General features: G+C 70.5%; 23 protein-coding genes and 1 pseudogene. 12 read left to right on the forward strand and 12 right to left on the reverse strand.

Annotated features, from left to right (window positions below; genetic code table 11):
* The first annotated feature begins 17 nt into the window (after positions 1–17).
* Positions 18–803: a siderophore-interacting protein gene (locus BTZ20_RS09910; RefSeq protein ID WP_077041236.1), complete on the forward strand. Its 786-nt coding sequence runs from the start codon at positions 18–20 to the stop codon at positions 801–803.
* Here the strand turns inward: BTZ20_RS09910 and BTZ20_RS09915 are convergent.
* Positions 800–1,396, reverse strand: a complete 597-nt coding sequence (locus BTZ20_RS09915) for a hypothetical protein (protein ID WP_145982265.1) — start codon at positions 1,394–1,396, stop codon at positions 800–802. The two genes, BTZ20_RS09910 and BTZ20_RS09915, sit on opposite strands and share 4 nt — an antisense overlap.
* A gap of 72 nt (positions 1,397–1,468) precedes the next feature.
* A complete protein-coding gene (locus tag BTZ20_RS09920; RefSeq protein ID WP_077041238.1) occupies positions 1,469–2,656 on the reverse strand; it encodes a multidrug effflux MFS transporter in 1,188 nt (395 codons plus the stop codon).
* Positions 2,657–2,740: 84 nt separating this feature from the next.
* Here BTZ20_RS09920 and BTZ20_RS09925 point away from each other — a divergent pair, with 84 nt between their 5' ends.
* Entirely contained in the window at positions 2,741–3,691 is a 951-nt protein-coding gene (locus BTZ20_RS09925) for a tyrosine recombinase XerC (RefSeq protein WP_077041239.1), read from the forward strand.
* Between the two features lie 6 nt (positions 3,692–3,697).
* Here the strand turns inward: BTZ20_RS09925 and BTZ20_RS09930 are convergent, their stop codons facing one another.
* On the reverse strand, positions 3,698–4,060 hold the full coding sequence (locus tag BTZ20_RS09930; protein WP_077041240.1) for a cupin domain-containing protein: 363 nt from the start codon (positions 4,058–4,060) through the stop codon (positions 3,698–3,700).
* 370 nt (positions 4,061–4,430) lie between these two features.
* Here BTZ20_RS09930 and BTZ20_RS09935 point away from each other — a divergent pair, with 370 nt between their 5' ends.
* On the forward strand, positions 4,431–5,408 hold the full coding sequence (locus BTZ20_RS09935) for a MinD/ParA family protein (protein WP_077043603.1): 978 nt from the start codon (positions 4,431–4,433) through the stop codon (positions 5,406–5,408).
* Here BTZ20_RS09935 and BTZ20_RS09940 read toward each other — a convergent pair.
* The gene (locus BTZ20_RS09940; protein WP_077041241.1) at positions 5,405–5,902 is read right to left on the reverse strand and encodes a M23 family metallopeptidase; all 498 of its coding nucleotides are present in this window, start codon (positions 5,900–5,902) and stop codon (positions 5,405–5,407) included. The genes BTZ20_RS09935 and BTZ20_RS09940 overlap by 4 nt on opposite strands.
* Before the next feature lie 274 nt (positions 5,903–6,176).
* Here BTZ20_RS09940 and rpsB point away from each other — a divergent pair, with 274 nt between their 5' ends.
* The 7 genes and pseudogenes from rpsB to BTZ20_RS09980 all read left to right on the forward strand — a co-directional run bounded on the left by rpsB (position 6,177) and on the right by BTZ20_RS09980 (position 11,472).
* Positions 6,177–7,034 (forward strand): 30S ribosomal protein S2, encoded by an 858-nt coding sequence (gene rpsB, locus BTZ20_RS09950; RefSeq protein ID WP_027499310.1) that lies wholly within the window; start codon positions 6,177–6,179, stop codon positions 7,032–7,034.
* 90 nt (positions 7,035–7,124) lie between these two features.
* Positions 7,125–7,949: a translation elongation factor Ts gene (gene tsf / locus BTZ20_RS09955; protein ID WP_077041243.1), complete on the forward strand. Its 825-nt coding sequence runs from the start codon at positions 7,125–7,127 to the stop codon at positions 7,947–7,949.
* A 204-nt stretch (positions 7,950–8,153) separates the two neighbouring features.
* The gene (gene pyrH, locus BTZ20_RS09960; RefSeq protein WP_077041244.1) at positions 8,154–8,897 is read left to right on the forward strand and encodes a UMP kinase; all 744 of its coding nucleotides are present in this window, start codon (positions 8,154–8,156) and stop codon (positions 8,895–8,897) included.
* A 37-nt stretch (positions 8,898–8,934) separates the two neighbouring features.
* Complete coding sequence (frr, locus tag BTZ20_RS09965) at positions 8,935–9,492, forward strand: ribosome recycling factor (RefSeq protein ID WP_077041245.1); 558 nt, start codon at positions 8,935–8,937, stop codon at positions 9,490–9,492.
* A complete protein-coding gene (locus tag BTZ20_RS09970; RefSeq protein WP_077041246.1) occupies positions 9,492–10,355 on the forward strand; it encodes a phosphatidate cytidylyltransferase in 864 nt (287 codons plus the stop codon). The genes frr and BTZ20_RS09970 overlap by 1 nt, the downstream gene beginning before the upstream one ends.
* Before the next feature lie 16 nt (positions 10,356–10,371).
* Positions 10,372–11,075 (forward strand): annotated as a pseudogene (locus BTZ20_RS09975) (class I SAM-dependent methyltransferase).
* Positions 11,076–11,121: 46 nt separating this feature from the next.
* Positions 11,122–11,472 carry an iron chaperone gene (locus tag BTZ20_RS09980; RefSeq protein ID WP_077041247.1) on the forward strand — a complete coding sequence of 117 codons (351 nt, stop codon included), beginning with the start codon at positions 11,122–11,124 and terminating at the stop codon, positions 11,470–11,472.
* 92 nt (positions 11,473–11,564) lie between these two features.
* Here the strand turns inward: BTZ20_RS09980 and BTZ20_RS09985 are convergent, their stop codons facing one another.
* The 6 genes from BTZ20_RS09985 to BTZ20_RS10010 all read right to left on the reverse strand — a co-directional run bounded on the left by BTZ20_RS09985 (position 11,565) and on the right by BTZ20_RS10010 (position 16,313).
* A complete protein-coding gene (locus BTZ20_RS09985) occupies positions 11,565–12,404 on the reverse strand; it encodes an ABC transporter permease (protein WP_083742608.1) in 840 nt (279 codons plus the stop codon).
* A complete protein-coding gene (locus tag BTZ20_RS09990) occupies positions 12,401–13,201 on the reverse strand; it encodes an ABC transporter ATP-binding protein (protein ID WP_077041248.1) in 801 nt (266 codons plus the stop codon). The genes BTZ20_RS09985 and BTZ20_RS09990 overlap by 4 nt, the downstream gene beginning before the upstream one ends.
* Positions 13,202–13,236: 35 nt before the next feature.
* Positions 13,237–14,076, reverse strand: coding sequence for a DUF4097 family beta strand repeat-containing protein (locus BTZ20_RS09995; protein WP_077041249.1), 840 nt, complete (start codon positions 14,074–14,076; stop codon positions 13,237–13,239).
* 75 nt (positions 14,077–14,151) lie between these two features.
* Positions 14,152–14,664 carry a YlcI/YnfO family protein gene (locus BTZ20_RS10000; RefSeq protein ID WP_077041250.1) on the reverse strand — a complete coding sequence of 171 codons (513 nt, stop codon included), beginning with the start codon at positions 14,662–14,664 and terminating at the stop codon, positions 14,152–14,154.
* A gap of 313 nt (positions 14,665–14,977) precedes the next feature.
* Positions 14,978–15,814, reverse strand: a complete 837-nt coding sequence (locus tag BTZ20_RS10005) for an HpcH/HpaI aldolase/citrate lyase family protein (protein WP_411269145.1) — start codon at positions 15,812–15,814, stop codon at positions 14,978–14,980.
* Positions 15,815–15,920: 106 nt separating this feature from the next.
* Positions 15,921–16,313, reverse strand: coding sequence for a lipopolysaccharide assembly protein LapA domain-containing protein (locus BTZ20_RS10010; RefSeq protein ID WP_077041252.1), 393 nt, complete (start codon positions 16,311–16,313; stop codon positions 15,921–15,923).
* 92 nt (positions 16,314–16,405) lie between these two features.
* Here BTZ20_RS10010 and rlmN point away from each other — a divergent pair, with 92 nt between their 5' ends.
* The gene (gene rlmN / locus BTZ20_RS10015; RefSeq protein WP_077041253.1) at positions 16,406–17,515 is read left to right on the forward strand and encodes a 23S rRNA (adenine(2503)-C(2))-methyltransferase RlmN; all 1,110 of its coding nucleotides are present in this window, start codon (positions 16,406–16,408) and stop codon (positions 17,513–17,515) included.
* Positions 17,516–17,655: 140 nt separating this feature from the next.
* Here the strand turns inward: rlmN and BTZ20_RS10020 are convergent, their stop codons facing one another.
* Positions 17,656–17,922 carry a DUF2631 domain-containing protein gene (locus BTZ20_RS10020; protein ID WP_223263706.1) on the reverse strand — a complete coding sequence of 89 codons (267 nt, stop codon included), beginning with the start codon at positions 17,920–17,922 and terminating at the stop codon, positions 17,656–17,658.
* Positions 17,923–17,990: 68 nt separating this feature from the next.
* Entirely contained in the window at positions 17,991–18,536 is a 546-nt protein-coding gene (locus tag BTZ20_RS10025; RefSeq protein ID WP_223263707.1) for a DUF1990 family protein, read from the reverse strand.
* A 46-nt stretch (positions 18,537–18,582) separates the two neighbouring features.
* On the opposite strand from BTZ20_RS10025, the gene BTZ20_RS10030 reads away from it, so the two are divergent.
* Positions 18,583–19,389 carry an NAD(P)H-binding protein gene (locus BTZ20_RS10030; RefSeq protein WP_077043606.1) on the forward strand — a complete coding sequence of 269 codons (807 nt, stop codon included), beginning with the start codon at positions 18,583–18,585 and terminating at the stop codon, positions 19,387–19,389.
* The last annotated feature ends 75 nt before the right edge of the window (positions 19,390–19,464 follow it).

Below are 19,464 nucleotides of genomic sequence, written 5' to 3' on the forward strand. Positions count from 1 at the left end.
TAGCGAGAGGTGTCGGAATGGCCAGGCGAATCACCACACTCACGGTCTCGCGCACCGAGCGGCTGACCCCGCACCTGGTGCGCGTCTTCCTCGGAGACCCCGGCTTCGAGGAGTTCGTCCCCAACGACTTCACCGATGCCTACGTCAAGCTGATCTTCGGGCCGGACGACGACCAGGTGCTGCGCACCTACACCGTCAGCTCCGTGGACGACGAAAAGCGCGAGGTCGCCATCGATTTCGTCGTGCACGGCGACGAGGGGGTCGCCGCACCGTGGGCCGCCGCCGCCGAGCCGGGGGAGAGCGTCCGACTGTACGGTCCCGGTGGGGCCTACGCGCCGCGCGCGGACGCCGACTGGCACCTGCTCGCAGGCGATGAATCGGCGATCCCCGCGGTCGCGGCGGCGGTCGCCGCGCTGCCCGCGGACGCGGTGGCGCGGGTGGTGCTCGAGGTCGCAGGCCAGGACGACGAGGTGCCCCTGCCGTCGGCCGCGCCCGTGCAGGTCACCTGGGTGCACCGCGGCGGCGCCGCGGACGAGGTGGGCGACGACCGGGCCGGCGACAACGCGCCGCTGATCGAGGCGGTCAAGGCCGTGCCGTGGTTGCCCGGTCAGCCACACGTGTTCATCCACGGCGAGGCGCATGCCGTCATGCACGGTCTGCGCGCCTACATCCGCAAGGAGCGCGGGGTCACCGCCGAATGGGCGTCGATCTCCGGCTACTGGAGGCGCGGCCGCACCGAGGAGGGCTTCCGGATATGGAAATCGGAGCTCGCGGCCACCGAGAACCCCGAACGCCCGCGTTAGCCGACGGGGACCGGTTCGCCGCGTCGAACCAGGCGAATCCCGGTGCCGCTGAGCGCTATCGCGATGATCAATCCCAGTGCGAGGCCGATCGCGGGGAAGCTGAGCCAGGTCGGCCCGAGGTCGATGTGCCACGGCAGTGATGCGGTGGTGGGGTCGCCGGTCGGTGTTCGGTCCAGCGCGAAGGGCTCGCCCAGCTGGGGCGGATGGATGCCGCCGACGAGAGCCACGATCGCGCCGTAGACCAGGCCGCAGATCAGGAAGACCGCGAACAACGGCCCTCGTCCGTCGCCCCCGCTGCGGGTCAACCGCCAGCCGGACAACCCCACCAGCGCACCGACGGCGGCCAGCATCGTCGCGCCGACGGCCGGGAAGATCAGCAGCGCCGGGAGCCATGGCGGGCCGGGGAAGTACATGAACCCGTAGTAGATCGTCCTGACACCCAGGCGGCCGTTCGGCTCGGTGGGCGAGTAGTCGGCGTACGGGGTCGCGTGGCGCCACGCCGCCGCGCCGAGCACCCCCGCGGCCAGCCCGAACACGGCCAGCGCGAGGACCACTGCGGCGAACCCGCTGCCCGTCCTTTTGCGGTTGCTCACCGGATCATCATCGCGGACACCGGGTCCCAGACGGTGTAGTCGACGCCGGGCGCGTCACATCGCCGCTTCGGTCTAGGCGCGGGCCGCCACCACACCGGCGCCGTCGACCGCAGGCGTGGCGGGCCTGCCGAGGGCGAGCAGCGCCGTCATCGCCGCGACCGCGCACACCACGATGCCGATGGACATCCCCAGCGCGGACCCGCCGACCAGCGGCGAGATCAGCGCCGCAAGGCCGAACTGGCCCGCGCCCATCAGGGCGGACCCGGTTCCCGCGGCGGCCGTCACCTCGGACTGCCCGAGCGCGGTGGCGTTGCCCATGATGAATCCCAGGCTGGTGGTGACCAGGAACAGCAGGGGCAGCACGACCGCGGTCGCGGCGGCACCGACGGTCACCTCGAGCAGCAGCAGGGTGCCTGCGGTCAGCAGCATCGACACCCCGAACCTCAGCAGCTGTCGGGCGTGGAATCGCCCGATCAGTCTCGTGTTGACGATGCTGCCCGCGACGATGCCGATCGAGTTGACGCCGAACACGATCGAGAACTGGCCGGGGGTCAGGCCGAGCACGTCCTGCACCACGAAGGGCGAGGCGGAGATGTAGGAGAACAGCGCGCCGAATCCGAACATGAAGGTCAGCGCGTACCCGAGGTAGCGGGGGTTGCCGGTCACGTACCGCATGTTGTGCGCGAGCGCCGAGAGGCCGCCGCCGTGCCTGCGTTCGACGGGCAGCGTCTCGGGCACCAGCGTCAGCACACCGACGAGCATCACCACGGAGGCCGCGGCGAGCACCCAGAAGATGCCGCGCCAGCCGATCGGGCCGAGCAGCGCGCCGCCCATCAGCGGGGCCAGCACGGGGGCGACGCCGCCGATGATCATCATGATGCTGAACAGCTTTGCGGCGTTGTCGCCCTTGGCCCGGTCGGCGATCACCGCGCGCGCCAACACGATTCCCGCGCCGCCGCTGAGGCCCTGCAGCAGTCGGGCGCCGATGAGCACCTCCGCCGACGGTGCGAGCGCGCAGGCCACGCCGCTGATCGCGCAGACGATGGTGCCGCCGATGAGCAGCTTGCGCCGCCCCCAGCCGTCGGAGAGCGGGCCGATGATCAGCTGGCCGATGCCGAGGCCTGCCATGAAGGTGGTCAGGGTGAGCTGGACCGTCGAGGCCGAGGTGCCGAGGTCCTCGCCGAGGGCGGGCAGGCCCGGCAGGTACATGTCCGTCGCGAGCGGCGCGATCGCGGACAGCAGGGCGAGGATCAACAGCATCGGGATCGGAATGGTTCGGCTCACATGAGGGACCCAGCGGCGCGGGTGCTTGATTTATTCCCGTCCGGGGGAGACGGTGCGAACATGAGTTCGCAGGCGAAGCGGCAGGAACCGGGCGAGGTGCCCACGCGGTTGGCGTCGCACCTCGACGCCTACGGCGAGTATCTGTCGCTCGAGCGCGGCCGGTCCGAGCACACGGTCCGGGCGTATCTGGCCGACGCCCGGTCGCTGCTCGCGCACCTCGCGGCCGCCTCGCCGGAGGCGGATCTCGACGACATCGACCTGCGGGCGTTGCGGTCCTGGCTGTCCGCGCAGGCATCGGCGGGGGTGGCGCGCACCACCCTGGCTCGCCGAACCGCTGCCGCCCGCACGTTCACCTCCTGGCTGACCCGCACCCGCCGGATCCCCCGCGATCCCGGCGTCCGGCTCGTCGCGCCCAAGGCGCACCGCACCCTGCCTGCCGTGTTGCGCCAGGGTCAGGCGGCGGAGGCCATGCAGGCCGCGGAATCCGGTGCGGCGCAGCTCGAACCGATCGCGGTCCGGGACCGGCTGATCGTGGAGTTGCTGTACGCCAGCGGAATCCGGGTCGGGGAGCTGTGCGGCCTCGACCTCGACGACGTCGACCTCGAACGCCGGGTGCTCCGGGTGCTGGGCAAGGGCAACAAGCAGCGCTCGGTGCCGTTCGGGGGACCGGCGGCCGCCGCCGTCGACGCCTGGCTGACGTCGGGACGCCCCGCGCTGGTGAACGAGCGCTCCGGCCGGGCGCTGCTGCTCGGCCGGCGCGGTGGCCGGATCGATCAGCGGCAGGCCAGGAGCGTCGTGCACGAGGTCCTCGAGGCGGTGCCCGGCGCGCCGAGCCTCGGTCCGCACGGGCTGCGGCACTCGGCGGCGACGCACCTGCTCGAGGGCGGTGCCGACCTGCGGGTGGTGCAGGAGTTGCTCGGGCACAGCAGCCTGGCCACCACGCAGCTCTACACCCACGTGTCGGTTGCGCGGCTGCGGGCCGTGCACGACCAGGCGCACCCTCGCGCCTGACGGCCGCTACCGCTTCGCGTAGTCGGCGAACCCCTGCCAGTCCACCAGGACGCAGGCCTCGTCGCCGACCACCCACGCGTCGTGGCCGGGCGGGGCGATCATGACGTCGCCGGGACCGAACTCCTGCCGTTCGCCGTCGTCCATCACCACGACCATGCGTCCGGAGACGCAGTAGCCCACGTGGGCCGCCTGGCAGCTGTCGGTTTTCGCGATCGGCTTGACGTGATCGGACCACTTCCAGCCGGGTTCGAATACTCCGCGGCCGACCGAACCGCCGTCGAGGTCGACCAGGTCGATCTTGCCCTTGCCGTCCTCGAACGGGCGGGTCTCCTCGGGTGAATCGAAACTCTTGCGAACCAATCCGGACATGGCCTGCCTCCTGTGGTTGCCTACCTCCGATGCTTCTCCCCGGCAGGGGGCGATGTCCAGGCTCCACTTGGTAGCCTCGCCCAGACTGCTGCGGGTCGAACCCGCAGATCTGCCACACATTCGGGGAATTGTGAACCGCGATCATTCGACGCCGGCCTGGCTGCAGGGAGCCGCCGCGCCCGCGGAGGAGCCGATCTGGACGGATCGGAGTGCGCCGCGCACCGCAGTGTCCGCGTGGTCGCCGGCTGCGCCACCCGCGCCCCCTGATCCCGGCGCCCCGGAGGGAGCGTGGACCGGGCCCAACCGCGCCGTCGAACCCGACTGGGCGCAGCCCGGACCCGCCCCGGTCGAGCCGACCTGGACCGAGCCGATCCGCCCACCGGCGCCGCCCCACCAGCCCACCAACCGGGACCTTGTCGCCGGGGCGCTGCTCAAGCGGCCGCGACGTGCCCCCGACGCCGGCTGGCGCGCGGCCGTGCACCGCATCTCCGGCGGGGTCATCAACCCCGGTCAGTCCGGCGAGGAACTGCGACAGCAGGCGCTGGTCGAGCGGATCAACCAGCCGATCCGAGGGGACTACCGGATCGCATTCCTCTCGCTCAAGGGCGGAGTCGGCAAGACCACCACCACGGTCGGGCTCGGTTCGACCTTCGCCTCGCTGCGCGGGGACCAGGTGATCGCGGTGGACGCGAACCCGGACATGGGCACCCTGGCGACCCGGGTTCCGGTGCAGACCGCCTCGACGGTGCGTGATCTGCTCGCCGACGCGCCGAACCTCCACCGTTACTCCGATGTGCGCAGGCACACGTCCCAGGCGGAGAGCCGGCTGGAGGTGCTGGCCAGCGAGCAGGACCCGGCCATGTCGGAGGCGTTCAGCGAGGCCGACTATCGGTCGGTCATCGACATCCTGCAGGTGTACTACAACATCATCCTCACCGACTGCGGCACCGGAATCATGCACTCGGCGATGAACGGCGTTCTGCAGCTTGCCAATTCGCTCGTGCTGGTGAGCTCGCCCGCGATCGACGGGGCCCGCAGCGCCGCGGCCACCCTGGACTGGCTGCAGCACCACGGCTACGGGCACCTGGTCGAACGGACGGTCGTGGTGATCAGTTCCGCCCGGCCGGGCGCGTCGACGATCGATCTCGACGAGCTGAGCAGGCACTTCCTCGCCCGGTGCCGGGCCGTGCAGGTCGTGCCCTTCGACGAGCACCTCGCCGAGGGCGCCGAGATCGACCTGAACCTGCTCCGGCCCGCCACCCGCAGGGCCTTCGTCGAGCTCGCGGCGATGGTCGCCGACGACTTCCCGGCCTCCTCGGGCAGGCACGCCGTCGCCGAGTGGAGCTAATTTCGCCTGCCCGCCGCGCCCAGTGGCTTGAGCCGGACCGGCGCCGAGCGCACCAGGCCGAGCGGGTCGAGGTACTCACGGCCCCGCCGCAGTCCCCAGTGCAGGCACGTCCCGCACCCCGGATGTCCCGGCTCCAGGGTGCCGAGCGGCGTCCCGCGCCCAACCCGCCCGCCGACGGTGACCGCCGCGCGGACCGGCTCGTAGGTGGTCCGCAGCCCGCCCGGGTGATCGATCGAGACCACCGGCTTGCCCGCCACCACGCCCGCGAACGCCACCACCCCCTCGCCCGCCGCGAGCACCGCCTGGCCGGGGCTGCCGACCAGGTCGACGCCGCGGTGCCCGGGCAACCAGTCGTGTTCGGGTGGGTCGAAGGCCCGCGTGAGCGCCGGGCGCGGACGTAGCGGCCAGGAGTAGCCGTCGGGCGCGGCCGTGCTCGGCGCCGGACCGCCGAGCAGGACGATCGCGCACAATCCGAGAACGGTCAGGATCCGCATCTCTCCACCCTGGGCCACGCCGGGTCGTGGTCGGGGCCGCGTCGGGCCACCTGTGGATGACCGATCGGCTGTCCACAGCGCCGGTTATGACCTGCTGGTGTCAGCCCGTACACTGTCCATGCGGTCTGTGCTCGCACAGTCCGACTTCGCGCGCCCGCGCATGAACAACGGCCTCCGGCTGGTCCTGCACTTGTGCAGGTCCGGGGGCTGGCGGGCGCCAGGGCAGGGATCACCGATCGCCTGCGTCAACCGGCTATGAAAGAGGTACACAGCCATGGCTGTCGTAACCATGAAGCAGATGCTCGACAGTGGTACCCACTTCGGGCACCAGACCCGTCGCTGGAACCCGAAGATGAAGCGTTTCATCCTCACGGACCGCAACGGCATCTACATCATCGACCTGCAGCAGACCCTCACGTACATCGACAAGGCGTACGAGTTCGTCAAGGAGACCGTTGCCCACGGCGGCACCGTCCTCTTCGTCGGCACCAAGAAGCAGGCGCAGGAGTCCATCGCCGAAGAGGCGACCCGCGTGGGCATGCCCTACGTGAACCAGCGCTGGCTCGGCGGCATGCTGACCAACTTCACCACCGTCCACAAGCGTCTGCTGCGTCTCAAGGATCTCGAGGCGATGGAGCAGACCGGTGGCTTCGAGGGTCGCACCAAGAAGGAAATCCTCATGCTCACGCGTGAGATGACCAAGCTCGACCGCACCCTCGGTGGTATCCGGGACATGGCCAAGGTCCCGTCGGCCATCTGGGTCGTCGACACCAACAAGGAGCACCTCGCGGTCTCCGAGGCCCGCAAGCTGAACATCCCGGTCATCGCGATCCTGGACACCAACTGCGATCCCGACCTGGTCGACTACCCGATCCCGGGTAACGACGACGCGATCCGCTCCGCCGCTCTGCTGACCAAGGTCGTCGCCTCCGCGGTGGCCGAGGGCCTGCAGGCCCGCGCGGGCCGCGGTTCCGCGGACGACGCGAAGCCCGAGGCCGGCGCCGAGCCGCTCGCCGAGTGGGAGCAGGAGCTGCTCTCGCAGGCCGCCCCCGCCGCCGAGGCGGAGGCAGCAGCCGAGGCTCCCGCAGCCGAGGCGACCGAGGCTCCCGCAGCCGAGGCCCCGCAGGCCTAGTGACTCGGCCCTGACCTTCCAAGGTCAGGGCCGCTTCACTTCCATGCTCCACCCCAGGCATCGAATCTCACTCAAGGAGGCTCGCCCCCAATGGCGAACTACACCGCCGCTGACGTGAAGCGGCTCCGCGAGCTCACCGGCTCCGGAATGATGGATTGCAAGAACGCGCTTGCCGAGACGGACGGCGACTTCGACAAGGCCGTCGAGCTGCTCCGCATCAAGGGCGCCAAGGACGTGGGCAAGCGCGCCGAGCGCACCACGGCCGAGGGCCTGGTCGTCGCCAAGGACGGCGTCATGGTCGAGCTCAACTGCGAGACCGACTTCGTCGCCAAGAACGCCGAGTTCCAGGAGCTCGCGGACAAGGTCGTCACCGCGGCCGCTGCGGCCAAGCCTGCCGACCTCGACGCACTCAAGGCCGCCTCTGCGGGCGACCAGACCGCTGACGAGCTCGTCGCGGCGCTGTCCGCGAAGATCGGCGAGAAGCTCGAGCTGCGTCGCGTCGTCGCGTTCGACGGCCCGGTCGCGACCTACCTGCACAAGCGCAGTGCGGATCTGCCGCCCGCCGTCGGCGTCCTGGTCGAGTACCAGGGCGAGGGCGACGCCGCTGCTGAGGCCGCTCGCGCCGCCGCCATGCAGGTCGCCGCGCTCAAGGCGAAGTACGTCACCCGTGACGAGGTCCCCGCGGAGATCGTCGAGGCCGAGCGCCGCGTCGCCGAGGAGACCGCCAAGGAGGAGGGCAAGCCCGAGGCTGCGCTCCCCAAGATCGTCGAGGGCCGTGTCAACGGCTTCTTCAAGGACGTCGTGCTCACCGAGCAGTCCTCCGTCACCGACTCGAAGAAGACCGTCAAGGCCCTTCTCGACGAGGCCGGCGTGACCATCACCCGCTTCGCGCGGTTCGAGGTCGGCGCCAGCTAGACGGCACCAGCTCCACCGAAAGGCCCCGCCCCGGTTTCCGGGTGCGGGGCCTTTCTGCGTGTGCCGCGCGCGTCGTCGGCCCCGGGCGCCGTTCGCGGGGGCGGATAAGGCAGGATGGAGTGGTCATCTGTGGCCAGAACACCGGGTGGCCTATTCATGCTGGCCACACACCGCCCAGCGCGGCACCGACGATCGAGGAGAGCCATGACCGAACCCGCACCGACCGATTCCGCGCCCCGACGGGACGGCTTCAAGCGCGTCCTCCTCAAGCTCGGTGGCGAGATGTTCGGTGGTGGCGAGGTCGGCCTTGACCCCGACGTGGTGCAGACCGTGGCGGAGCAGATCGCCGATGTCGTCAACTCCGGCGTGCAGGTCGCGGTCGTCATCGGCGGCGGCAACTTCTTCCGCGGCGCCGAGCTGCAGCAGCGCGGCATGGACCGGTCCCGGTCCGACTACATGGGCATGCTCGGTACCGTGATGAACTGCCTTGCGCTGCAGGACTTCCTCGAGAAGCAGGGCGTAGCCACCCGCGTGCAGACGGCCATCACCATGGGCCAGGTCGCCGAGCCGTACCTGCCGCTGCGGGCGCGCAGGCACCTCGAGAAGGGCCGCGTCGTCATCTTCGGCGCAGGCATGGGCATGCCGTACTTCTCCACCGACACGACGGCCGCGCAGCGCGCACTCGAGATCGGGGCCGAGGTCGTGCTGATGGCCAAGGCCGTCGACGGCGTCTACACCGCGGATCCGCGGGAGGACCCGGACGCGACCATGTACACCGACATCACCCACCGCGAGGTGATCGAACAGGGACTGAAGGTGGCCGACGCCACCGCGTTCAGCCTGTGCATGGACAACCAGATGCCGATGCTGGTGTTCAACCTGCTCACCGAGGGGAACATCGCGCGCGCGGTGGCCGGTGAGAAGATCGGAACACTCGTCAAGTCATGAACCATCCCACCGCACCCGCCGAGCCTGGAGGAACACCGTGATTGATGAAGCTCTCTTCGACGCCGAGGAGAAGATGGAGAAGGCCGTCGCGGTGGCCAAGGAGGACCTCGGCGGGATCCGCACCGGCCGGGCGAACCCGGGCATGTTCAACCGGATCGCGATCGAGTACTACGGATCGATCACGCCGATCACCCAGCTGGCGAGCATCAACGTGCCCGAGGCCCGGATGGTCATCATCAAGCCTTACGAGGCCGCGCAGCTCGGACCGATCGAGACCGCGATCCGCAACTCGGACCTGGGGCTCAACCCCAGCAACGACGGCAGCATCATCCGCATCTCGGTGCCGCAGCTGACCGAGGAGCGCCGCCGCGAGTTCGTCAAGCAGGCGAAGGGCAAGGGCGAGGACGCCAAGGTCTCCATCCGCAACGTCCGCCGCAAGGCTATGGACGAGCTCTCGCGCATCCAGAAGGACGGCGACGCGGGCGAGGACGAGGTCGGGCGCGCCGAGAAGGAGCTCGACAAGACCACCGCCAAGTATGTGGCGCACATCGACGAACTTGTGAAGCACAAGGAAGCTGAATTGCTGGAGGTTTAGTGTCAACCGAAGGCTCGGCGCCCCAGGGCGCCGCCGCGGCCGTGAACGCCAAGGCAGGTCGTGACCTGCCCGCGGCGATCGCGGTCGGCGTTGGACTCGGGGCGATGCTCGTCGTCGCGCTGCTCTACGTCCCGAACCTGTTCTTCGCCATCGTGGCGGCCGCGATGGCCGTCGCGACCTGGGAGGTCACCAAGCGGCTGCGCGAGGGCGGTATCGCGGTCCCGTTCATCCCGCTGCTGCTCGGTGGGCAGGCCACGATCTGGCTGGGCTGGCCGTACGGCACCACCGGCGTGCTCGGCGGGTTCGCAGGCACGGTGCTCGCCTGCATGCTGTGGCGCCTGCTGCAGGGCGGGCTGAAGGCCACCCCGCAGAACTTCCTCCGCGACACCGGTGTCGCGGTCTTCGTGGCCGCGTGGATCCCGCTGCTGGCCTCGTTCGCGACGCTGATGGTGCGTCAGGAGGACGGCCCGGGACGGATCTTCTGCCTGATCATCGGGGTGGTGTGCTCCGACGTCGGCGGCTACGCGGCGGGCGTGCTGTTCGGTAAGCACCCGATGGTGCCCGCGATCAGCCCGAAGAAGTCCTGGGAGGGCTTCGCCGGGTCCCTGGTCTTCTGCGTCATCGGCTCGGTCCTCACCGTCACCCTCATCCTCGATGCCGACGCGGTGGTCGGCGTCGTGCTCGGCGTCGTGCTGGTCCTGGTGGCCACCACCGGCGACCTGATCGAGTCGCAGGTCAAGCGCGAACTCGGCATCAAGGACATGGGCACGCTGCTGCCAGGGCACGGCGGGATCATGGACCGGCTGGACTCGCTGCTGCCGTCCGCGTTCGTCACCTGGCTGGTGTTCACCGCGCTGCTGTGACCGTGCGAGCGCAGTCGTGACGGCACCGATCCCGAGCCCCAACATCTGGCACTGGCCGGACGTCTACGAGGTGGAGAACCGCGCCCAGGACGTGGACGGCGCCGTGTTCGGGGAGCTGCGGCGGGTCGCCGACTGGGCCGGGCGCGACGTGCTGGACCTCGGCTGCGGCACCGGGTTCCACCTGCCGGTGTTCGCGGCGGGGGCCCGGACGGTGGTGGGCGTCGAGCCGCACCCCCCGCTGGTCGACCGGGCGCGCAGGCGCACGGCGGGACTCGACACCGTCACGGTGCTGGCCGGCTCCGCCGAGCGGATCCCGCTGCCCGAGAACTCCGTTGACGTCGTGCACGCGCGGACCGCGTACTTCTTCGGCGCGGGCTGCGGGCCAGGCATCACCGAATCCATGCGGGTCCTGCGGCCCGGGGAGTGCTCGCGGTCGTCGACCTGGACGCCACGGTCGGCCCGTACGGCGAGTGGATGCGCGCGGACCTGCCGCACTACGACCCGGCCGGGGTCGAGTCGTTCTTCGCCGCACAGGGATTCGAGCTCTCCCGGGTGCGGACCCGGTGGGAGTTCGACAGCAGGGAGGCCCTGCGCGCCGTGCTGGGGATCGAGTTCAGCGGCAAGATCGCCCAGCGTGCCTACGCGCAGACCCCGGGACTGGCACTCGAGGTCGGCTACCGGATCCACACCAGGCGCGCGCCCGTCGGGCTGCTGTATTGAGTCGTTCCTCCCGCCCGTGACCGCTGGGCGAGGGCATGATGGCCTGATGGCTGAGCTGACCGACTACCTGGCCACGCTCGACGAGCCCGAGCGGTTGTTGCTCGACGGCATCCGGGTGCGCGCGCTGGAACTGGCCCCCGACGCGACCGAGGGCGTGAGCTACGGCATGCCGGCGTTGCGCTACCGGGACAAGCCGCTGCTCGCCGTGCGCGCCGCCGCCACGCACCTGTCGGTGTTCCCGTTCAGCGCGGCGGTCGTCGAGGCGGTCGCGCCCGAGCTGGGCGGCTACTCGCTGTCGAAGGGCACCATCAGGTTCAGCGCGGACCGGCCGCTGCCGCCGCAGGTGCTCACCCGCATCATCGCCCTGCGCCGCGAGGAGATCGACGCAGCGCGCTGACCGGTTCGCCACCCCGACCGACCCACCACCAACGAGCTGTGAGGGCCACGCCGGGAGATTCCCCGGTGTGACCCTGACAGCTCGTGGATGGTTCAGAGGCGACGCTCGCGGCGGTAGAGCGAGCGCGCCCACGCGTATCCGGCGACGCCGATCGCGACGGTCCAGCCGACGGCCTGCGCAACCACCGCGCCCTCTAGGCCCGCGCCGCCTGCGAGCAGCCCGCGCACGGTCTCGATGATCGGCGTGAACGGCTGGTACTCGGCGAACCAGCGCACCGCCGTCGGCATGGTCTCGACCGGCACGAACCCGCTACCCAGGAACGGCAGCAGCAGCAGGATCATCGGGGTGTTGCTGGCCGTCTCCACGCTCCGAGCGTTCAGCCCCATGGCGACGCACAGCCAGCTGAGGGCCAGCCCCAGCAGCACGAACAGACCCAGCAGCGCGGCCCAGTCGAGCACGTCGGCGTCGGGACGGTAGCCCATCGCGAGTGCCGCGCCGAGCACGAGGACGAGCGCTGCCAGCGACTGGAGCACGGTGCCGAGCACCTGCCCGGAGAGCACGGACCCCGGTGAGATCGCCATGGTCTTGAACCGCGCCATGATCCCGCTTGCGGCGTCCATGGCGGCGCTGATGGCCACGGACTGTCCCGCGCCCACGATCGTGAGGATGAACAGGGTCGGCGTGATGTAGTCCAGGTACGCCGCCCGCCCGTCGGCACCGGGGGCGACCCCGGGCATGACGCCTGCGCCGAGGGCGCCGCCGAAGATGTACACGAACAGCACCAGCATCACCAGCGGACCGGCGACGAGGAACATGGTGAGCCCTGGGTAGCGAACCGCGCGTAGGAGGTTGCGGCGCAGCATCGTGAGGACATCCGTCGCCGGGCGCGAGCGCACTGTGGTGGCGGGAGCGGTGGTGGCGATGGCGGTCATCGGACGTTCTCCTTGGTGGCGGCGGGGTCGTTCTCGGTCTCGGTGGGCGGCTCGGTGAGGGCGAGGAATACGTCGTCGAGTGAGCCGGTGTCGTGCGCGGCCTTGAGCTCCTCGGGGGTGCCCTCGGCGACGATGCGGCCTTCGTTCAGGACGGCGACCGAGTCGGCGAGCTTGTCGGCCTCCTCGAGGTACTGCGTGGTGAGCAGGATCGTGGTGCCCGCGGCGACGAGCGTCCGCACCTCGTCCCACAGGACACGGCGGCTGCGCGGGTCGAGGCCCGTCGTCGGCTCGTCGAGGAATACGACGGACGGTGCACCGACGAGTGTCATCGCGAGGTCGAGCTTGCGCTTCATGCCGCCGGAGAAGGTCGCCACGGGCTTGCGTGCGGCGTCGGCGAGGCCGAAGCGCTCGAGCAGTTCGGCGATCCGGCGGCGCCCCTCGGCGCGGCCGAGGTGGTTGAGGTCGGCCATGAGCCGCAGGTTCTCGGTGGCGTTGAGCAGCTCGTCGACGGCGGTGATCTGGCCGGTCACGCCGATCGACGCGCGCACCGCCTCGGGCTCACGCGCCACGTCGTGGCCCGCGACGCGGACCGTGCCTGCGTCGGCGGCAAGCAGGGTGGACATGACGCCGACGGCAGTGGTCTTGCCCGCCCCGTTGGGGCCGAGCAGTGCGGTCACGGTGCCGGCAGGCACGACCAGGTCGACGCCGTCGAGCACGAGCTGCTCGCCCGCCTTCGACCGGTAGGACTTGCGCAGGCCGGCGACCTCGATCGCGGGACCGCGGACGGTGGTGGTCATGGGTTCTCCTTCGATGGTGGGTTGTTGGGCTGGGGTCAGGCGTGCGGACGTCGGACGACGATGTCGCCGTAGCTGCTGCCTGCGCGTACCTCGACGGTCAGGTCGTTCTCGTCGGGGCCCGTGGCGTCGTGCAGGAGGTTGCGGACCTTGCCGTGCTGCGCGGTGGCGTCGAGCCAGGCGGCGGTGCCCTCGGGCACCCCGACCTCGATCGCGCCGGTCGAGCTCTCCAGCTGGACGCGGCCGGCGATGGCCTGCTCGATGCGGATGTTTCCGTGCGCGGACCGGGCGGTGGTGTCGCCGAGCGACCGCTCGATCGAGATGGGCCCGTTGGCACCGTTCACGCGCAGGACCCCGGTGGACTCGCCGATTTCGGTGGGACCGTTCGGGTTCTTGATGCTGGCGTCCCCGTCGAGTTCGCGGATGCGTACGCCGCCTGCGGTGACGACGATCTCGGTGGAACCGAGGGCGCGTCCCACGACGACGGAGCCCGCCGTCGCGCGGAGGTCGAGCCGGCCTGCCTCGTCGATCCGGACGTCGCCTGCGCGGCTCGTGAACGAGCAGGCGCCGAGCCGACCCTGGGCGAACACGGGGCCCAGCGCGCTGCCCTGCAGGGCGGAGCCGGTCGGGAGCTCGATCGTGACGTCGACGGCGGACTTGGTGAGGTACTTCCACCTGGTGCTCGTCTGCACGGTGAGGGTGCCGTCGTGGAAGTCGATGCGGGTCTCCTCGGCGGCCTTGACATCTCCGGACTTGCTCGGGTCGTTGGGGCGGACGGTGACCACGGTGTCGGTGCGATCGCTCGCGACGAGGTTAACGGCGCCTGCGGCGATGTCGACGGCGACGGTGATCGATTCTGGGGTCGCGAAAGTAGGCATGGTGAGTCCTCGGGGTGTGGTGTCGGCCCCTGGGTGCGGGGCGCGGGTGTGGGGTTCGGGGTTCGGGGTGGTGGGTCAGCGCACCCAGCCGGTCAGCCGACCGGGGGTGCTGGAGGTGCGCGCTGTCGCGCGGGACGGTGCGGCGGGCTGAACAGCGGCAGCGACCGCGCGGACGAGCCACGTGTTGAGGGATACGCCCTCACGGGCCGCCGCCGCCTCGACCTGGGCCTTGAGCTGGTCGGGGAGACGGAGGGTGGTGCGGGACGTGCTGACGTCGTCGGGGTCGAGGGCCGCGGGCTGCGCGGGCTCCGCCGTCACGGGCTCCGCGTTCTCGAATGCCGAGGCCGGGGCGGGGGTGACGACGAACTCCGGGTCGCGGCCCTGGAGGCGCACGTCGACGGACCCGGGGGCGAGCTCGGCCGTGATCTCGTTCGCGGCTGTCGAGAGTGCCTCGAGCAGCACGAGCCGGACGGCGGCGTCGAGCGGGGCGGTCAGGCGGTCGGCGAGCTCGCGTGCCTCGTCGCCGCCGGCTGCGGCTGCGGTGGCGAGCTGGTGCTGAAGCTCGTCGACGTATCTTGTCAGGTTCATGACACCACTATGACACCACTCGGGTGTCAGCGCAAGGGGTGGGGTGTCACTTCTGGTGGCACGGTGGTGTCAAAGTGGTGCTGAATCAGGGAATGTGCAGGTCACCGCGTTCTGATGCTCATGCGAGAAAGTCCGGAGATGCGACACGATGGGGCGATCTCGGGGAGTTTCGGGCATGACGACGGTGCCGGCGGCCGCTACGACACCACGGGTTGTCGCCACGACACCACTGGCAGTCTCGCCGACACCACCAAATACGGCCCAGGCCCCGTGATCGGGACCTGGGCCGTGTTCGGCGAATCGCGAGCCGGGCCTAGTCCAGGCCGAACGACCTGGCGAGGTCCGCAACCTTCTTCGCCTTGGCCAGGCGCGGCAGGTCGCTGCCGTCACGCACGCGTTCGCCGTTCTCGCCGAGCTCGGCGATCACATCCCGCGCCCAGACGACATCGTCCGGGCTCGGGCTCAGCGCCCGATTGACCGCGAGGGCCTGATCGGGGTGCATGCAGAGCTTGCCGGTCAGCCCCATGGACGCGGTCAGCGCCGAATCGCGTTGCAGGACGGTCTCGTTCGTGCTGATGGTCGGGCCGTCGATCGGTCCGGCGAGCCGGGCCGCGCGGCTGGCGACGACGAGGCGGGACCGCGGGTACGCCATCGCCATCGGGTCGTCGCTCATTCCGGTGTCGCGGCGGAAGTCGCCGCTGCCGAACGCGAGCCGGAACACCCCGTCCGCCCTGGCGATCTCGGGCGCGGCCTCCAGGCCCATCGCCGATTCGATCAACGCGAGGATGTGGGTGCCCTCGGGCAGCCGGTCCGCGGTCGCGTCGACCTGGTTGCCGCTCTCGGTCTTGGCGAGCATCACCCCGGCAAGGCCGGGCGCAGCCGCGAGGGCCGCGAGGTCGTCGGCCCAGTAGGGCGTGGTGGCGTCGTTGATCCGGACCCAGGCGCTGCCGCCGCGGTTGAGCCACTCGACCACTCGGGCGCGGGATGCGGGCTTGGCGGGCGGCGACACCGCGTCCTCGAGGTCGAGGATCACCGCGTCCACCCCGGATTCGGCGGCAGGCGTGAAGGCCTCAGGCTTGGTGGCAGGCACCAGAAGCCAGGACCGGGCGAGATCGGGTGGGGCGGCAACCCCTCGACGCTCCGCGTGAATGGTCACAGCAACTCCTCCGGTGATCGGGACGACGCCTTTCATCGTCCTCTCGCCGGGGATGCCGAGCCAGTTTGCGTAAGTAATGTGCGCAGCCACACAGGGCGGGTCAGCGGGTGGTGGATCTGGCCTTCTTCGCCACCCGGCGGATCTGCAGGATGCGGACGCCGCCCGCGAGGGCCATGATCAGCGCGCCCGCGATCGCGGCGAGCAGCAGGCTCACGCCGAGCGGCAGCGAGAACTCCCAGAAGAACAGTTGGAGCGCGACCTGGTCGAGGTTCTGCAGGATGAACACCAGCAGCAGGATCAGGACCAGGACCCCGATGACCAGACCGGTCCAGGTGGCCGCCGCCTTGGTGTGGCCCAGGCTGGTGTGCCGATCGACGGCCGCCTGGGCGGGGTCGACCGGCGGCGGGGCGGCAGGCCCCGGCCGGGTCGCAGCACGCGAGTCGTCGACCGGCTCGGGGGTGGTGTCCGGATCGGGTGCGTCGCTGGTGGCCATGGCCTGATCATTTCGCACCGGATGTGTGATTGCACGCGCATCGCGACGAGAATTCGCATGTCGCGGGTGCCGGATGGGACACTGAGCACACTATGGCCGTTTCAGTCCCGCTCGTGTTCAACGCTCCGCGTCGCGGCATGCCGCCGACGCACCTCGCCGACCTCGACTCCGAGGGCAGGAAGGCGGCCGTTCAGGAGCTGGGTCTGCCCGGGTTCCGGGCGGATCAGCTGGCCCGTCAGTACTACGGCCGGCTCGAGGCCGATCCAGAGAAGATGACGGACCTGCCCGCGTCGGTGCGCGAGAAGGTGGGCGAGGCGCTCTTCCCGACGCTGCTGACCGCGGTCAAGCACGTCGCATGCGACGACGGCACCACCCGTAAGACGCTGTGGAAGGCGAACGACGGCACGCTGCTCGAGAGCGTGCTCATGCGCTACCCGGACCGCGCGACGCTGTGCATCTCCAGCCAGGCCGGCTGCGGGATGGCGTGCCCGTTCTGCGCGACCGGCCAGGCCGGACTGACCAGGAACCTGTCCACCGCCGAGATCGTGGATCAGGTCCGCTCGGCGGCCGCGGCGATGCGGGACGGCGACGTCGCGGGCGGCGAGGGCCGGCTCTCGAACGTGGTCTTCATGGGCATGGGGGAGCCGCTCGCGAACTACAAGCGGGTGGTCGCCGCGGTGCGACGGATCACCTCGCCCGCGCCGGACGGCCTCGGGCTGTCGCAGCGCTCGGTGACCGTGTCGACCGTCGGGCTGGCGCCCGCCATCCGCAAGCTCGCCGACGAGGGCCTGTCGGTGACGCTCGCGGTGTCGCTGCACACCCCGGACGACGAGCTGCGCGACACCCTGGTCCCGGTCAACAACCGCTGGACGGTCGCCGAGGTGCTCGACGCCGCCAAGTACTACGCCGACCAGACCGGTCGCCGGGTGTCGATCGAGTACGCGCTGATCCGCGACATCAACGACCAGCCGTGGCGCGCCGACATGCTCGGCAAGAAGCTGCACAAGGCGCTTGGCTCTCGGGTGCACGTGAACCTGATCCCGTTGAACCCGACACCGGGCAGTAAGTGGGACGCGAGCCCCAAGGACGTCGAGCGCGAGTTCGTGCGCCGGGTCATCGCGCAGGGCGTGTCGTGCACCGTCCGCGACACACGCGGCCAGGAGATCGCCGCCGCCTGTGGGCAGCTCGCCGCCGAGAACTGACCTGCCGGATTTCTCTCACATTCTGTGAGCCGATTGCCGGGAATCTGCCATTGCGGCAGGTTTTCGTGCGATCAGTCCGAACAGCACAACGGCCGCGCGGCTCCGAGGGGAGCGGCGCGGCCGTTGTGGAAAGTTCTTGTCTACCGGGGCTTGCGGCGACGGATGATGTCGCGCACGAGCAGGAACACCATGCCCGCGGAAATACCGACGAGCCACAGGTCCTCGACCTTGCCCTCGTGGTTGCCGATCGTGTACACGAGCAGGAAGGCTGCGAAGAACCAGCCAAGGAAGCGGAACAGTCGCGGCGCCTCGCCGCTCCAGCCCCAGGCTGCGGACGGAACTTCTGCCGTGTCGACGTGTGCGGCGACGAGGGGCTCGTTCACGCTGGGATCCAGCTCGGTGGCCACGGTCGATCCTCCTGCTCGTACGGGTGTGCGTGTGCCTGCATATCGTGGCATACGACCGTGCGTCGTACCTAGCTGGGTCGGCGCGCCAGGGGAGCTCGCGTGAACGCGTCGAGGTAGCGGCGCGTGATCAACCGCTGCACCGCCCGATTCGCCGGGCCGCAGAGCCGGGCCAACGCGCCGCCGCCGGTCGAGAAGGCGTCGATGACCACCCGCACCCGGCCGTCGTCGCCGAGCTCGATGGCGAAGCGCTCCTCGCCGCGCTCGGGGTGCCCGGGCAGGGTGCCGTAGGCGAAGCCGGACCGCCGCGGCTCGTCGATCCGGTACACCACCCGGCACGGCGCCGCGACGGCCAGCGGCCCCGGTCCCAGCCGCAGGATCACGACGGCGCCCTCGACAGCCTCGTCGTCGGTGGACAGCACGCGCAGGCCTGCACGGCGGTGCATGTCCCAGTGCAGCAGTACGCGTTTCGCCCGCTCGAAGTCCTCGGCGCCGACGCCGATCACGGCGCTCTGGTGCACGTGGTGGTACCCGTCGGGCAGGACGGCGCGGGTGCCGCCGACCTCGGGGTAGGTCAGCCGTGCGGTCCGCAGCCTGGCGAGATCCATGACCGCCATCCTGTCAGGGTGGCCGGGCGACGGCCTGAACCGTACGGTGTACTACATGACGATTCTGGTGACCGGATCCACCGCGAACATCGGCCGACTGGTTGTCGACCACCTCCTGGCGGCCGGCGCAACCGATGTGCGGGCCCTGACGAACAACCCGCGCAAGGCGATGCTGCCGAGTGGCGTCGAGGTCGCCGAGGGCTACCTGCGCAGGCCCGAGTCGCTGCCTGCCGCCTTCGAGGGAGTCGAAAGGATGTACCTGGCGCCGACCCCGGACACCGTCGAGGAGGTCGTCTCGCTGGCCCGCGAGGCCGGGATCCGGCACATCGTGGACCTGTCCGGGGAGCACGAATCGTGGTGGGGCACGGTCACCTCGGCCGTCGAGCGGTCCGGGATCGCCTGGACACACCTGTGGGCGGGGGAGTTCCTCGAGAACGACCTCGTCTGGGGCGACCAGGTGCGGCGCACCGGACAGGTGCGCGACCCGTACCCCGATGTGGTCAGCGCGCCGATCGCGATGGACGACATCGCCAGGGTCGCGGCCTCCGTGCTGCTCGGCAGCGGGCACGAGGGCAGCACCTACGAGCTGACCGGGCCGGAGGCCCACTCGCGCGCCGAGCGGGTGCACGAGCTCGGCGCGGTGCTGGGGCTGCCCGTGGAGTACGTCCGGGTGCCGGTCGAGGAGGCCGTCGAGATCCTCGAGCCGGTCATGGGTGTGAATGCCCGGTTCTACCTCGAGACCGCCGTCGCGTCGCTGGTCGGTGCGCCGCAGCGGGCGACCGCCACGGTCGCGGAGGTCACCGGACGCCCGGCCACGACCTTCGCGCAGTGGGCCGCGGCCAACGCCGACACCTTCCGTTAGGCAGCGCGTAGGAGTCCTGTCAGCTTCTTCTCAGGTGTCGTCGTGAAGAATGGACGGGTGGCAGAACCTACGCGC

It is taken from the genome of Rhodococcus sp. MTM3W5.2, from assembly GCF_001984015.1.
GTDB lineage: Bacteria > Actinomycetota > Actinomycetes > Mycobacteriales > Mycobacteriaceae > Rhodococcus_G > Rhodococcus_G oryzae.

What these genes read in the sequence shown, in the direction of transcription:
- BTZ20_RS09910 (WP_077041236.1), top strand. Translation starts at nt 18, where the DNA reads ATGGCCAGGCGAATCACCACACTCACGGTCTCGCGCACCGAGCGGCTG.
- BTZ20_RS09920 (WP_077041238.1), bottom strand. Translation starts at nt 2,656, where the DNA reads ATGCTGTTGATCCTCGCCCTGCTGTCCGCGATCGCGCCGCTCGCGACG.
- BTZ20_RS09925 (WP_077041239.1), top strand. Translation starts at nt 2,741, where the DNA reads ATGAGTTCGCAGGCGAAGCGGCAGGAACCGGGCGAGGTGCCCACGCGG.
- BTZ20_RS09930 (WP_077041240.1), bottom strand. Translation starts at nt 4,060, where the DNA reads ATGTCCGGATTGGTTCGCAAGAGTTTCGATTCACCCGAGGAGACCCGC.
- BTZ20_RS09940 (WP_077041241.1), bottom strand. Translation starts at nt 5,902, where the DNA reads ATGCGGATCCTGACCGTTCTCGGATTGTGCGCGATCGTCCTGCTCGGC.
- rpsB (WP_027499310.1), top strand. Translation starts at nt 6,177, where the DNA reads ATGGCTGTCGTAACCATGAAGCAGATGCTCGACAGTGGTACCCACTTC.
- tsf (WP_077041243.1), top strand. Translation starts at nt 7,125, where the DNA reads ATGGCGAACTACACCGCCGCTGACGTGAAGCGGCTCCGCGAGCTCACC.
- pyrH (WP_077041244.1), top strand. Translation starts at nt 8,154, where the DNA reads ATGACCGAACCCGCACCGACCGATTCCGCGCCCCGACGGGACGGCTTC.
- BTZ20_RS09980 (WP_077041247.1), top strand. Translation starts at nt 11,122, where the DNA reads ATGGCTGAGCTGACCGACTACCTGGCCACGCTCGACGAGCCCGAGCGG.
- BTZ20_RS09985 (WP_083742608.1), bottom strand. Translation starts at nt 12,404, where the DNA reads ATGACCGCCATCGCCACCACCGCTCCCGCCACCACAGTGCGCTCGCGC.
- BTZ20_RS09990 (WP_077041248.1), bottom strand. Translation starts at nt 13,201, where the DNA reads ATGACCACCACCGTCCGCGGTCCCGCGATCGAGGTCGCCGGCCTGCGC.
- BTZ20_RS09995 (WP_077041249.1), bottom strand. Translation starts at nt 14,076, where the DNA reads ATGCCTACTTTCGCGACCCCAGAATCGATCACCGTCGCCGTCGACATC.
- BTZ20_RS10000 (WP_077041250.1), bottom strand. Translation starts at nt 14,664, where the DNA reads ATGAACCTGACAAGATACGTCGACGAGCTTCAGCACCAGCTCGCCACC.
- BTZ20_RS10010 (WP_077041252.1), bottom strand. Translation starts at nt 16,313, where the DNA reads ATGGCCACCAGCGACGCACCCGATCCGGACACCACCCCCGAGCCGGTC.
- rlmN (WP_077041253.1), top strand. Translation starts at nt 16,406, where the DNA reads ATGGCCGTTTCAGTCCCGCTCGTGTTCAACGCTCCGCGTCGCGGCATG.
- BTZ20_RS10025 (WP_223263707.1), bottom strand. Translation starts at nt 18,536, where the DNA reads ATGGCGGTCATGGATCTCGCCAGGCTGCGGACCGCACGGCTGACCTAC.
- BTZ20_RS10030 (WP_077043606.1), top strand. Translation starts at nt 18,583, where the DNA reads ATGACGATTCTGGTGACCGGATCCACCGCGAACATCGGCCGACTGGTT.